This window comes from Clostridium sp. CTA-5, from assembly GCF_054768135.1.
The window spans coordinates 1055519-1069474 of the sequence record NZ_BAAAAT010000001.1 but is presented as its reverse complement, the minus strand read 5'-3'; the positions used below and the strand labels follow the sequence as shown (position 1 = coordinate 1069474).

Here is a 13956-nt window from a genome sequence, read left to right as displayed (position 1 = left end):
AACATGTTATAAATTTAGTATTAATTTTATAATGTCTCTTCTGTGTATGTATTAGATTGTATATGATTTTTATTTGTCATATAAGAATTAAGTTTTTCTTTAATATAAGATAAATCTTCACTTGTTAAAATACTACATGCTTTAGAATAAGACATATCTTTTATAATATAATTTGAATCATTAGATGTTTTGTTATTAGAGAAAAATGTATTTTTATCATAACCATAAAAATTTATAGTATCAAATTTATAATTAAAATTAATTAAAGTCTGTAATATTAAATAAATGTAGTTAACATTAAGTTCAAAATCTTTATTATCTATAGTCATTAAATAATTAAAATTTAAAGCATTATTTTTTAATGAATTTCTTTCATAAAATATTTCATAAGATGGAACTTTAGTTTTATATTCTTCAAATAAATTAATAGAAGAATTAACGTTAAATTCTAGGTGATCAATTCTAGAGTTTTTCTTTATATACATGTTTAACAGTTTGTTTGCATATGGTTCGTTTGATTTTAATGCATATTTATTTATCTGAAATTTTATCTTAGAATTAATCTGTTTACTGAAGTAATTTTCAAAATAATTATCGGAAATTATATTATTTTTTATCATCACAGAAAATGAACAATTATGAATAATTGACTGAGCAGGCATAGATATCACATCGTCTAAAAAAGCATTAGTGTTAAATTGTTTATTTAATACTATAGGAGTATCATAACGTAATTTAATATACTCTTTACATTGTTCGAAATAGTAATTATATGATGAGCATAATTTATAATATTTCCTAATGTTTTTTGAAAATGAAAGCATAAGAATGATAACGCTATATAAGATAATTATTATATATTTAATGTTAAAATGATTAATTATGAATAAGTCATCTAAAGTACTAAGTATTAAAATACCTCCTCTCATAAAAATAGAAATAATAAAAGTCCATCTAGCCCAATTAAAACCGTTCTGTACACAAAGCCATAAGATTACATCTATTATTATGTTAAAAATTCCAATAAGTAAAAAAGCACAGTTATTTTTTAATATAGGAAATAACATATAAATTAGTAAATCGATTAAAATTATAAGAGAAAATAGTGAAATAAAATAAGATTTTGATTTTAGTTGATTATTAATATCTTTAGTCATAGTATTTTACCTTTCATAAGTTAATCTCTTTGTATGCCTTTTTGATTTTGATAATCATAAAAGCGATAAACAGTATCTTTAAAGTTGTTAACAGTTAAATTATTAATGTCTAAAGTTTGAAGAGTTTTTTCATTATACCAGCTAACAGCTGCCTCATATATATGAGTTGTATCACCTTTTTTGTTTATGGTATCACCACTAACTACAATCCCAAATAAGGTATGTCCAAATTTTTCAGGATAAAGAGTATATAATGATTTATAAAGCTCTACACTCGCATTAACTGCAGCTGATTTTAGTTCATCACTGTTTCTATAAAAGCCAATATTTATGTAAATAGTGTAAGTATTGTTTGAAAAAAGAATTCTACTTAAATAAGAACCACCTTGATTATCTTTTTTGCCAAATGTTTCAGTAACACAGGTATTAACATATTCATTAATTGTAAACTTACTATAATCTGTAGGAGTATAATCATTTTTAGAAACTGTAAAATTATCAGAAGAAACTTCAGTATTATCAGAAGAGGTATTCTCATTTTTATCTGTAAAGAGATTCTCAATTTTATTAGTAATAGAATTTTGGTCAAGGGTTATAGCAGGTTTTTGCAAAGTTACATATGTTGAAATACTATAAGCTAATATGAAAATCAATGAAAATAATATATCTTTTAATTTGAATTTATGGGGAGGCTTAATTTTATATTCCATTTAATCACACCTTTCAGTAAAATCAAGTTAAATTATAGCATATATGATAAAAAAATATAATTAATATATAAATTGCAATAAAAAATATCGTAAATTCATTTGAATTATACGATATTAAAAATACATAATTTTTATTTTTTAAAACCACTTATCTTTATTAACAAGTAATACAACTCCAATCAGTACAGTTGGAATAAATATCATTCCAAAAACTATCCAAAATGCAAATTCATAATCATGCATTGGAATTCCTTGTACATTCATTGAAAAAAGAGCACTAACAAGAGTCATAGGCAATATAGCAACTTGAATAATAGTAAAAGTACGCATAAGCCCGTTCATTGTATGATTAGTAAGTGCTGCAAATGTATTATCAGCAGACTCTATAACCTCTTTATAATTTTCAAGCATATCCCATATTTTTTCTATTTTATCTGTAATATCATCAAAGTACATGTTCATATCTTCAGGAAGATACTTTGTAATAACTTTTTCTAAAGTTGTTATAACGGGTCTTAAAGGTTTAATTACACTCCTATAACTTATTATTTGCATTTTAGTTCTTGATATTACTTCAAGCATTGATTTAGAACGAGTAGCAAATACTTCTTTATTAATTTCGTTAACTCTATTTCCAATTTTATCGAGCATAGGAAAACAATAATCGAATAACTGTTTAGTTATCTCATAAAGTAATAGTGCGGATCCTTCATTCATATATTCTTTTCGTGCTTCTTCTTTAGAATGACATTTTTGTGCTAATTCAACTAATGGTTTAAGTTCTCCTTCATGAAGTGTAACTAAATAATTATTACTTATAAAGATATCTATTTCTGCTGAATCAAGTCTAAAGTGTTCTTTTTTATATCTTGGGAGATGAAGAACAATGAAACTATAATCATCATAAGAGTCTATTTTGGATCTTTGATGTTCAGTCATACAATCTTCTAAAAGAAGTTCATGAAATTCATACATATCTTCAAGCATTTTAATTTCATTGTTTGTAGGGTTAATTATATCAATCCATTTAAGACCATTAAATTCAATTATTTTTACTTCTGTATTTATTTTTCTTAAAACAACAGATTGCTTTTTTTCATTTTTAAAGGGTAGTGTAAACATAATAATTCAATTCTCCCTTTCTCAATAAATTAAAGATTTTATTAGATGAGTACTTGCGTATTTAAAAGGTATTATTAAATAATAGTAGCTAATCTCTCTTTGTATAGTTTGCACATTTGTTATTTAAATATTACTAAAAACCGTGATTTCTAGTAATATTTTTATCTTGTGCTCTGTAAAATAGAAGAAATTTATATGGAAATATATTATGGTTAATTTTTCTTAAAAAGTTAAAATATATTGACATCTAATATTATACGGCGTATAGTATTGGATATAAAGTATATTATATGTAATATAATATATAAAAAAATATAATATATGTAGGAGGTAAACAGATGGCTTTTCAATTAGGAGCGTCTTTACTTGATGCTTGTGTATTAGCTGTTCTTTCAAGAGGAGATACTTATGGGTATGTTCTAACTCAACAAGTACGGTCCATAATGAATATATCAGAATCAACACTGTATCCAGTGCTTAGAAGATTACAAAAAGATGAATGTCTAACAACATATGATCAAGCTTTTCAAGGAAGAAATAGAAGATATTATAAGATAACGGAAAAAGGAAGAACTATGCTCTGTCAGTATCTTAATGAGTGGGAAGAATATAAAGAGAATGTTGATAAAGTTCTTTTAGGGGGGATATCAGGAGATGAATAAAGAAATTTTTATTCAAGAGTTAAGAAAAAAATTAAAGAGATTACCGCAGGAAGAAATAGAAAATGCAATAGGGTATTATATAGAATACTTTGAGGATGCAGGAATAGATAATGAGCAAGATGTTTTAAAAGAACTAGATGATCCTTCAGTTATAGCATCACAGTTGTTATCAGAGTATGCATTTAAAGGAAACGAGATAACTATTAATAAGCCTAAAAGAAGCATTTATTCAATATGGTTTATTATTTTAGCAATATTAGCAGCCCCTGTGGCTTTACCATTGGCCTTTGCAGTTATAATGATTTTAATATCCATGGTTATAGTTGCAGGATCTATCACTTTTGCTTTTGCAGTTTCTACAATTGCAATAATATTTACAGGATTTGTTACTATTTTTGCAGGATTTGCAGTTATTACTCAAGGTTTTTCAACAGCTATTATGTTTATTGGAATTGGATTGGCATTAATCGGAGTAGGATTATTGATATCAGTATTAATTTCAATATTAGCACCAAAGATATTTAAAGGAATTGCAAAATTAGCTAGAAAATTATTGAACAGAGTTAAGAAATCAAGCAAAAAGGAGGAGCTATAATGGGGGAAACAAAAAAGAAATTATTAATATTTTCAGCTTGTATAATTGTAGTAGGATTAATACTTGCTTTAGTAGGTTTCTCAATGGGAGGAAAATTTACAATTTCTAAACAAGATTCTGGATTTAAGATTTTGGATAATACAAATATGATTGAAAAAAATGAAGAATTATCTCAATTTAATAGCATAGAAGTTGATTCTAAAGTAGGAAAAATAGATATAATAAAATCTAATAGATATGAAATTGAAGTGAAATATTCTAAAGATGAAGGTGACGTTAATTATTCAATAGAAGATGGAAAGTTGGTAGTAAAACAAGACAAATTACAAAATTCTATGTTTGGAAATATAAATTTTTGTATAGGTTCAAATTTTCAAGAAAGTTATATTAAGATATATGTTCCGGGCAATGTAGATTTAACTAATTTAAATGTAAAAGCAAATAGTGGAGATTTTACTATGAGTGATATTAATGTTAATGAAATTTATATAAATTGTAATTATGGAGATGTAATAAGTAGAAATATTGTTACAAACAATTTAACTTTAGAGTTAAATAATGGGGATATAGATTTAGAAAATATAAAATCCAATAATAATGCTATATTAAAAAATTCATATGGAGATATAAAAATAAGAAATAGTGAATTTAATATCTTAAGTAATAATATGAATAATGGTAACCTTGAAATGGGAAATGTTAAAGTTGAGAATAATACTATTAATAATGAATATGGAAAAATAACATCAAATAATCTTATATCTAACGGATTAAAAGTAAAATCAAATAATGGGGATATTGATTTAGATGGAGAGTTTAAAGGGACTACTAGCTTATCTTCACATTATGGAGACATAAATTTTAGAACTAATATTAGTAAAGATCTATATAATTATAGTGCTTCATGTAACTATGGTGATATCAATATAGATGGAGATAAGTTTGAAAAGAAAGTCCAAAATAAGGGTAATAATAATACTCAAAATACTATAGATGTTACTAGTAATAATGGAGATATAAATATGGATTTTAAATAAAGAAAATAGATTTAAAAGAATTTAGTTTAAATCCGTCATTAAAACTTGCAATGGATATTGCTAATGTATTTGACAAAATGGTAGAGGATATATTTAAATTTATTGATGAGGATTAGGCACAATCAATAAAATAAAAAGTCCATTTGCCAGCCTATTTTACATCATGCTGCCTTTTCAAATTGGCTTAATAGTCTCACGCCATGATGACAATTAATCTCCTTGCATGATGAAAAATATCCATTGCAACTTTGGTGTTGTTATTTATTTGCATGTGTCTTAAATATAAGAAATACAATTAATTATATAAATACAAAGGGAGATTAGCATGAATAAAACTATAACAATAGACCTTGAAATAGTACTATATAGTATTATTATGGGAGGAATGGTAGGTTTTTTAACTTGGTTATTTCTAGGTTTAGTTAATTTAGGAATTCACTTTATGTGGAATACATTACCTGATTATTTTAATACAAATCATTGGACTTTAATCCTGGGAATAATAGGTGGAATATTAGTAGGACTTACTCAAAAATATTTTGGAGATTATCCTAAATTTATGAATGGAACTTTAGCTGAATTTAAACAAAATAAAAGAGTAGAGTATAAATCAGTACCAAAAGCTACTATTGCAGCGCTTACTGTTTTATTTTTTGGAGCTAGTTTAGGTCCAGAAGCAGCACTTACAGGTATAATTGGTGGTATTATTACATTTGTTGGAGATAAGATGAAGGAAAAATTTAAGAAAAACAATATTATTAATGAGTATGCAGATGAGATAACTCAATCAAGTATGCAAGCAAGTATAGGTATGATATTTAATGCACCTTTATTTGGAGTGTATACTCTTGGCGAAGATAGTGATAAAGATAAAAGTTTAATAAAAAAAATAAAAACTATTATATATACGGTTACTACAATAGCAGGTTTTTCAGTTTTTATATTATTATCACAAATAGATAATAGAGAGGGATTTATAGTTAAATTTGGAGACAGTAAAATAGGTGGGCGTGAAATACTATTTGGAATGATACTCATATTAATTGCTATATTAATAGGTATCATTTATAAAACGTATGGAAAAATACTTCATAAATTATTGAAACCTTTTGAGAATAAAAAGGTTGTAAAAGCAATAATGGGCGGAATATTAATAGGAACTATAGGTACATTGTTACCTTACACACTATTTTCAGGTGAACATGAATTAAAAAAATTAGTTTTTGAATGGAAAAGTATAGGAGCATATATGTTAATTACTATAGGATTAATTAAGTTGTTATTAACAGAAATTTGTTTATCAACTGGATGGAGAGGTGGACATATTTTTCCTATAATATTCTCAGGAAGTTGTATTGGATATGGATTATCAATTTTATTTGGAATTGATCCAGTATTTAGTGTAGTTGTAGTTACTACATGTTTTGTGAGTAAAGCTATGGATAATATGGTTATTCCTATGATATTACTTATATTCTTTTTCCCATTAAATACTATATTACCAATGATATTATCAGCTGCCATAGGAAAGTTATCTAATAATGTTATTTAAATAATTTAGAAAGAATATTAGAGAGTAAAGAGGATGTTTCAAAAAATATATTTGAAATATCCTCTTAATTTTATATGTTTTAAATTTAGAATCATTCAAAACTTTACATATAAGCACAGAATATAGTACAATTAATATAATAATTACCAAATTTTAGAAGATATGTGTGAAGAGGGAGTAGAAATGCAACTTAATATAGAACAAAAAAGAATAATTGAGGGTAAACCAAATGGTCATTCATTAATAAAAGGTGTAGCAGGTTCTGGTAAGACTACTGTTGCTGCAAATAAGATACCGTTACTATTAAGACATTATTGCCCATCTAAAGATGATAGTGTACTTATGGTGACTTATAATAAAGCACTTCAAAAATATGTATCAGTTATATATGATAATATTAAGGATGAGATTAATGCTCAAGCAAATTTATTTGATGAAGAAAATAGTAGCAAGTTGTATATTAAAACAATAAATTCAATAATGTATATGTATTTTAATAGTTATAAAAATCAATATAATGAGAAATTAACTATTGCATCACCAAAAGAGTGTAAGAATGAATTAATAGATGCTATAAATTTTGTTAGTAATAAATATGAAAACGTTGAAGTGATTAATTCTAAATATCTTCAATTTATTAAAGAAGAAATTATATGGATTAAGGCATGCAATTATATGGATCTTCAAGAATATCAATGTGTTGATCGGATAGGAAGAGTTATCAATATTAATAGTGATGGGCCTCAAAAGCTTAGAAAAAATTCTAAACAAAGAAATGCTATATTTGATGTTTTATTAAAATATAATGATAATTTAAAAAAGATAAATAAAGTGGATCTTCAAGATATGGCATTAATTGCATTAAAGGAAGCTGAGAAATGTCATATTGAAAAATATACTCACATTTTAATAGATGAAAGTCAAGATTTAACAAGGGTTCAATTAGAATTTTTAAAGATATTATATAATAAAAAAGCTTATTCTAGTATAACATTTATTTCAGATGTTGCTCAAAGTATATATTCTCAAGCTTGGCTTATTAAAAATCGTTCATTTACTAGTCTTGGATATGATATGACAGGTAAATCTAATGCACTTACTAAAAATTATAGAACAACAACACAAATAGCTGAGGCAGCTTTTAGTTTAATTAATAGTAATAAAGACTTGCTTCAGGATGATAATTTTGTTAAGCCTAATTTAATAGACAAGCAAGGTGATTACCCAACATACAGAAATTTTAAAGATGCAAATGAAGAAGGCTTATATATAGCTAATTTAATAGTGGAAAATCTTATAAAAGATTATAAATTAGAGGATATAGTTATAATTGCTAGACAAAAAAGACAGCTAGAAGAATTTAAAATTTGTTTAGATAAGTACAATATACCTTGTTCAATATTTGATAATGCCAACAAAATTGATTTCAATAAAGAATGTGTAAAACTTGTAACGATGCATTCTATTAAAGGTCTTGAATTTAAGATAGTAATAATTGCAGGAGTTAATTCTACAGTAATGCCATTATGTCCGGTGGAAGTTGAAGAAGAGGATATGGATATGTTAGAGTTTAGAGAAAGAAAGTTACTTTATGTTGGAATGACAAGAGCTACTGAAAAATTATTTATAACATCCAATGGTATACCTTCTAAATTTATTAAAGACATAGATTATAAATTTTTAAAAGTAGAAGAAGATACTAATATACCTCTAAATAAACTCAATAAAGAATCAAATAGTGATATGCTTAGTTTAGAGCGTGATCAACATTCAATAGGGGAAGATGAGGATAAATCTGTTATCACAAATAAGGAAGTATGTGAATTAGATGATATATCTAAATATAATTCTTATGAACAGATAATGTTTGATGATGATAAGTTTGGAATTTCAGATTTAGCTATGGAAATTACTAATAGCAATAAATAAAAAGATAATTATAGTTTATAATATGTAATTAAAAATACTAATGCTTAAAAACTCTATTAATAATTTGATAAGAGTTTTTAAGCATTAGTTGTTAAATATCTGTGTTTTCGTATCTTTTTTTATTAAAAGATATAGATTCTATTAATTCTTCTGGTTTAGAATCCCATTGCTCTTTTATTTTTTCATCAAAACCTATAATCATCCAAGGAAAGCTATCAGAAAAATAGTTTATAATTTTATCAACCATTTTTTCTGTTAATAAATAAGTTTCACATTCTTGATTAACAGAAGTATAAATTCTTACACTATAATTACTTATAAGTTGTTTACGAATAAATTTATGTACCCAAACAATATTTTTTATAGGTAAAGCTATTACTTTAAAGGTCCCATTATAAATAAACCAATTTTCTGTAATAAATATTTTAGAAACCTTTAATTTAATATTGTCGTTAAGTTCCTTATCAATATTATCTTTAAGAAGCTTTATATCACCATGTTTTGAAAGTAATCTATTTGTATAATTAAGTTTTGGATTAATTATAGTAGCAATTATCCAAAGTATTACTAATAAAATTACAGCTAAAAGTATTAAGAATACAATGGCAGATTCTATATTAGATTCATAACCATAATTATCTTCACAATTAACCATTAATGGTTGAAGCTGTTTTATTATATCTTGACTATTGGTGTTAGTAGCTTTTATATTTCTTAACATTTCATTAGAATTTTCGCTAATAGGGTGAACCACACCTTTAAATTTCCATGAATCATTATTAAGGTCATTTTGAAAAAACTTCATTGGTGCAGAAATCAAAACAGCTTTATCATTCATAACTATAGTAGCGTAAACTGCTTGAAGTTCCCCTTCTGGAGAAACTTTATCACCTATTTTAGTTATATTATTTTTGTTTGCATTAAAAGTAATAATATTCTTATCACTTTTTGAATTTTGTAATTCGATATCAGAATAATTACTTATAGTGATTACTGGATTAACCATTAATTTAAATTGAGGCATTAGAAGATTTGCTAGAAAGCCTAAAAAAGTTATACATAAAATATATAATAAAAGCTTTAAAATACTAGATCTTAAAATTTGTTTATTAATAAAGTTACTACGCATTTTCAGCAGTTTCCTCTAATTCTTCTTTTTTCTTATCTTTCATATAATAATATATGCATCCAATAGAGACAGCAACATATGAAAGTAAATCAAATCCCATTTCCATCCATGCATCTGCACCTTCATGTTTTGTAACTCGATGAGATTTGCTAGATTTAGTTATAATACCAACCTTGGCTACATATTTTACATATCCACATACTCCTGGTGTGCCAGTTTCAGATTCTAAAAATTTATCTGCAAGAGCTTTAGTTTCATTAGTGTCAGTTAAGTTTTGTTCTATTGCAAGCTCTTTACCAAAACTAACATAGTCTCCATAAGTATGAACCATATATACTGAAGTTCCTACTAAAAAAGAATAAATAATTGCTATAACTATATTTTTAATTTTACAAAGACTTAATACAATTATCATTAAAACTACTGAAATGATAGCACCACCAAGAGAAATGTAATTTGAATAGTTTGTTTTTGTAGTAATGAAGTTAACTACAGAACCAGCTATTAGTGCAATGATTGGAATAGATATTAACATTACTAATAAAGAACTAAAAGATTTTTTTGAATTCATTATAATTCATCCCCTTTACATTTAATTGTTTCGGAAGAAATTATATCATATTATGGTATAATTATGCTACTATAAATAAACGATTTCATGAAAAAAATGTAGAAAAATGATGAATTTAAAACAAAATTTGAAAAAATTGAAGAAATAAACAAGAAAAGTTTAAGCTATTTAACAATAATTATAATATTTATTATAATTTTAGATATACATATGTTATTTATAGTAATTCAAGATAGTAATGGAATTTAGTTTATTATATAATTTACAATTATGGTGGAAACTTATATAGAAAATTTATGACTTCTAAACGTATTTTATAGGAGGTAGTAATATGAAAATTGGAGTTGTGGGAACAGGTGGTATTGTAGTATAAACAGAATTCTAAGCATTAGATAAAGCTTGTCTTTCACTAATGATTAGAATTCGTTATCTAGAAGCGTGTAGCTGTTATGAATTTACAGATACTAACTATCGGATAAAGCTCATGGATAGAATTGAAATAGGAAACTCGACTCATGTACATTCGCTGAGTAAGTTCAAGTAACAAAATATAAAATTTTGGCTTTCACTTAAGAGTTCTAAAAAGCAAATTCCAATGCCAGTTCACCCTTATACTATAATATCAACGTTATTAAAAAACAGTAAAATATTAACAAAGTCAGTTTAGTGTTATTTATTGTTAAATATTTATGTTTTCGTATCTTTTTTAGGGGATGTAGTGAGATTTGTGTAAAAGCAAATCTACTACACCCTTTTTTCAATGGTTTGATGGTAGATTTGGAATAATATACTTAGAAATATTAAAGGAGGATTCCAAATGAAAGTTCCAGATATAAATTATCAAGAAGAAATCTTCACTTGATTCAATTCCGTCTTGTCAGCCGTCAGGATTTCCTAGTTAACCAGTATACGAATTATTGTGGACTATGAGTAATACAGATTAATTTATGGTTAATTGTTTAGTATGATTATTTTGTTATTAGATATATATTTTTAATGTCACCACTTTTATGTTCCAACATATCATGTATTATAAATATTAAATAAATTTACATTTATTATAACCTTTAAAGAGGAGGAAAATTTATGTCCATCAATTTTAAAAAATTTTCACCACGTCCAGGTCTTGTAAATAAACAAGGTCGTTTGCCAGATCCTTCTGAGTTAGTTTGCATTGAAGTACCTAAAATTTTTGATCAATGCTTAATCAAAAGATGTCTTGTGTACGATGAAGGTCCTGACACAAATACAACAGATTGTGAATTAAGAAGCAATCCCCTAAAAAATCCCAAGAGATATATAGGTAGTAGAGACTTTAACGTAAAGTTAATTTCAGTGGATAAGATTCCACTTAAGGGGAATCACGATTTTAAAAAAATTGTTCTTTCTTACATGATTTCTTTCTATGCAGATTATATTGACTGCAATGGTGTAAACAAAAGTGAATTGTTTGAAATTAATAGAACAGATGTAATTGGAAAATTCTACTGTCCTGATTCTATAGCACAAATTTCTGCTAGCTTTGTACCAGTTGGATATGCTGAAGATTTAGATTCTAATATAATAAAACTTGAAATGGTTGCTCAGGCTCTAGATGGTGAATTACTAAAAGATAGAAGTGGAAATGATGTTTTAGATATTACTTTGGGTTATTATATTGTTGTAAAATGTGAGCTTATTGTACAGCTCCTTATTCCAGCTTACGAATATTGCCCAGTTCCAAAAGAACCATGTGAAGAGGAACCAGAGGAAGACCCATGTGAAAAATTTGAAAAAGCACCAATCCCTAAATTCTATCCAAATCAGAATTTAGATCCATTATTTCCAGAATGTGATGACAACGATGAATATCATGATTAGCAAAGATTATTATTATATACGTTCTAATTACGTAAATTTTTTATAAATATGAATTTTGCATTTATGCGTTGTGCTAGTTTTAAAAACATATTTACAGTGAATGTAAATATATTTTTAGTTCTATAAACCTTGTTCTATAAAAAATATTAGAAAATAATCTTTAAAATTTATGTTTTAATATGTTTCTTCTATTTTGTATAGAACTAGGTATTATTACATTGTACACATCATAAATTAATATAAGGGATAATATAAAAAAGTCATTTATATTATTAAATTGTTCATTATTACAATAAGAGAACTCTAGCATTTCAATTATCCTCTTTATTATTGATTTTTACTTAATCTAATTATAATTTGGATTTTGGATTTTGTTAGGGTTTTTTTAAAATAATCTAGCTAGAACAATGCTTAAACTTAATAAGGAGTTTTATATGATTTATTTAGATAATGCAGCTACATCTTTTCCAAAACCATCAGAAGTTTATAAAGAAGTACTAAATTGTATGAAAAATTATGCTGCTAATCCAGGACGAGGTTCTTATGAGATGTCTGTAAAAGCAGCTCTAAAAATTATGGAAACCAGAGAAGAAGTATGCAAATTATTTAATATTGCTAATCCTTTTAACTTAATTTTCACATGTAATGCAACAGAGGCCTTGAATATAGGAATTAAAGGTGTGTTAAATGTAGGAGATCATGTTATTAGTACAGTTATTGAACATAATTCTGTTTTAAGACCACTGAATTCACTAAGTGAAAGAGGCGTTGAAGTTACTTTGGTAAATGTTGATAAAGCAGGTTATGTTAATATTAAGGATATTGAGAAAGAGATTAAGAAAAACACGAAAATGATTATTATCAATCACGTATCTAATGTATTAGGTAGTCGTCAAGACATTAAGAATATTGGAAAGATCTCAAAGGAAAAAGGGATTATATTTATGGTAGATGCATCTCAAAGTGCTGGAGTCATTCCTATTGACGTGGAACGTGATAATATTGATTTATTAGCATTTTCAGGTCATAAAGGATTGCTAGGACCGCAAGGGACAGGGGCAGTGTTTATACGAGAAGGCATAAAATTAAAGAATTTTAAGGAAGGTGGAACAGGAAGTAACTCTCATTTTATGGTTCAACCAAATTTTATGCCAGATCAGTTTGAAAGTGGGACACTAAATACGCCTGGGATTGCAGGTTTGTGCGAAGGGGTAAAATTCATTAGGAAAATTGGAGTAGAAAGTATCCAAAAAAGTGAAGAGGAATTAATATTATACTTATTAGAGGAATTGAAAAAACTCTCTTATATAAAAATTTATGGAAGTCATTCTGTAAAACAAAGAAGTTCAGTACTTTCTTTCAATGTGGAGGGCATTGATGCTTCTATTGTTGGTGAACAATTGAATAAAGAAGGAATAGCTGTACGAACAGGTTATCATTGTGCGCCATTAATACATGATGTACTTGGTACAGAATATGCTGGAACGGTGAGAGTGAGTCCAGGATATTTTAATACTTTCGATGAAATAGAAAAACTATTAGCAACAATCATAAAGATGTATAAAGTGAGATAACGTGAAATAAAGGATGCAGTACATATATAATTATATATGTAATAAAAATATTAGGATG

The 13956-nt window shown here is 26.1% G+C and carries 12 protein-coding genes; 7 read left to right on the top strand and 5 right to left on the bottom strand.

Annotated features, from left to right (window positions below):
• Positions 1-26: 26 nt before the first annotated feature.
• The 3 genes from ACYUET_RS04915 to ACYUET_RS04905 form a co-directional block, all read right to left on the bottom strand.
• A complete protein-coding gene (locus ACYUET_RS04915; protein WP_460278127.1) occupies positions 27-662 on the bottom strand; it encodes a hypothetical protein in 636 nt (211 codons plus the stop codon).
• A gap of 515 nt (positions 663-1177) precedes the next feature.
• Positions 1178-1867: a hypothetical protein gene (locus tag ACYUET_RS04910; RefSeq protein ID WP_460278126.1), complete on the bottom strand. Its 690-nt coding sequence runs from the start codon at positions 1865-1867 to the stop codon at positions 1178-1180.
• 138 nt (positions 1868-2005) lie between these two features.
• Complete coding sequence (locus tag ACYUET_RS04905; RefSeq protein WP_460278125.1) at positions 2006-2989, bottom strand: magnesium transporter CorA family protein; 984 nt, start codon at positions 2987-2989, stop codon at positions 2006-2008.
• 338 nt (positions 2990-3327) lie between these two features.
• Here ACYUET_RS04905 and ACYUET_RS04900 point away from each other — a divergent pair, with 338 nt between their 5' ends.
• The 5 genes from ACYUET_RS04900 (at position 3328) to ACYUET_RS04880 (ending at position 8764) form a co-directional block, all read left to right on the top strand.
• The gene (locus ACYUET_RS04900; protein ID WP_460278124.1) at positions 3328-3651 is read left to right on the top strand and encodes a PadR family transcriptional regulator; all 324 of its coding nucleotides are present in this window, start codon (positions 3328-3330) and stop codon (positions 3649-3651) included.
• The gene (locus tag ACYUET_RS04895; protein ID WP_460278123.1) at positions 3644-4246 is read left to right on the top strand and encodes a DUF1700 domain-containing protein; all 603 of its coding nucleotides are present in this window, start codon (positions 3644-3646) and stop codon (positions 4244-4246) included. Before ACYUET_RS04900 ends, ACYUET_RS04895 begins: the two co-directional genes overlap by 8 nt.
• Positions 4246-5283, top strand: coding sequence for a DUF4097 family beta strand repeat-containing protein (locus tag ACYUET_RS04890; protein WP_460278122.1), 1038 nt, complete (start codon positions 4246-4248; stop codon positions 5281-5283). The genes ACYUET_RS04895 and ACYUET_RS04890 overlap by 1 nt, the downstream gene beginning before the upstream one ends.
• 325 nt (positions 5284-5608) lie before the next feature.
• Entirely contained in the window at positions 5609-6835 is a 1227-nt protein-coding gene (locus ACYUET_RS04885; RefSeq protein ID WP_460278121.1) for a chloride channel protein, read from the top strand.
• 183 nt (positions 6836-7018) lie between these two features.
• Positions 7019-8764 carry a 3'-5' exonuclease gene (locus ACYUET_RS04880; protein ID WP_460278120.1) on the top strand — a complete coding sequence of 582 codons (1746 nt, stop codon included), beginning with the start codon at positions 7019-7021 and terminating at the stop codon, positions 8762-8764.
• Between the two features lie 91 nt (positions 8765-8855).
• On the opposite strand, the gene ACYUET_RS04875 is transcribed toward ACYUET_RS04880, so the two are convergent.
• A complete protein-coding gene (locus ACYUET_RS04875; protein WP_460278119.1) occupies positions 8856-9893 on the bottom strand; it encodes a DUF6709 family protein in 1038 nt (345 codons plus the stop codon).
• Entirely contained in the window at positions 9886-10464 is a 579-nt protein-coding gene (locus ACYUET_RS04870; RefSeq protein ID WP_460278118.1) for a hypothetical protein, read from the bottom strand. Before ACYUET_RS04870 ends, ACYUET_RS04875 begins: the two co-directional genes overlap by 8 nt.
• A gap of 1086 nt (positions 10465-11550) precedes the next feature.
• On the opposite strand from ACYUET_RS04870, the gene ACYUET_RS04865 reads away from it, so the two are divergent.
• Positions 11551-12324 carry a hypothetical protein gene (locus tag ACYUET_RS04865; protein WP_460278117.1) on the top strand — a complete coding sequence of 258 codons (774 nt, stop codon included), beginning with the start codon at positions 11551-11553 and terminating at the stop codon, positions 12322-12324.
• A 434-nt stretch (positions 12325-12758) separates the two neighbouring features.
• Positions 12759-13898: an aminotransferase class V-fold PLP-dependent enzyme gene (locus ACYUET_RS04860; protein ID WP_460278116.1), complete on the top strand. Its 1140-nt coding sequence runs from the start codon at positions 12759-12761 to the stop codon at positions 13896-13898.
• Positions 13899-13956 lie beyond the last annotated feature (58 nt).

Bases quoted from the DNA above. Each gene is read 5' to 3' on its own strand.
- ACYUET_RS04900 (WP_460278124.1), top strand. From the start codon at position 3,328: ATGGCTTTTCAATTAGGAGCGTCTTTACTTGATGCTTGTGTATTAGCT.
- ACYUET_RS04870 (WP_460278118.1), bottom strand. From the start codon at position 10,464: ATGAATTCAAAAAAATCTTTTAGTTCTTTATTAGTAATGTTAATATCT.
- ACYUET_RS04895 (WP_460278123.1), top strand. From the start codon at position 3,644: ATGAATAAAGAAATTTTTATTCAAGAGTTAAGAAAAAAATTAAAGAGA.
- ACYUET_RS04875 (WP_460278119.1), bottom strand. From the start codon at position 9,893: ATGCGTAGTAACTTTATTAATAAACAAATTTTAAGATCTAGTATTTTA.
- ACYUET_RS04860 (WP_460278116.1), top strand. From the start codon at position 12,759: ATGATTTATTTAGATAATGCAGCTACATCTTTTCCAAAACCATCAGAA.
- ACYUET_RS04910 (WP_460278126.1), bottom strand. From the start codon at position 1,867: ATGGAATATAAAATTAAGCCTCCCCATAAATTCAAATTAAAAGATATA.
- ACYUET_RS04880 (WP_460278120.1), top strand. From the start codon at position 7,019: ATGCAACTTAATATAGAACAAAAAAGAATAATTGAGGGTAAACCAAAT.
- ACYUET_RS04890 (WP_460278122.1), top strand. From the start codon at position 4,246: ATGGGGGAAACAAAAAAGAAATTATTAATATTTTCAGCTTGTATAATT.
- ACYUET_RS04865 (WP_460278117.1), top strand. From the start codon at position 11,551: ATGTCCATCAATTTTAAAAAATTTTCACCACGTCCAGGTCTTGTAAAT.
- ACYUET_RS04885 (WP_460278121.1), top strand. From the start codon at position 5,609: ATGAATAAAACTATAACAATAGACCTTGAAATAGTACTATATAGTATT.
- ACYUET_RS04915 (WP_460278127.1), bottom strand. From the start codon at position 662: ATGCCTGCTCAGTCAATTATTCATAATTGTTCATTTTCTGTGATGATA.
- ACYUET_RS04905 (WP_460278125.1), bottom strand. From the start codon at position 2,989: ATGTTTACACTACCCTTTAAAAATGAAAAAAAGCAATCTGTTGTTTTA.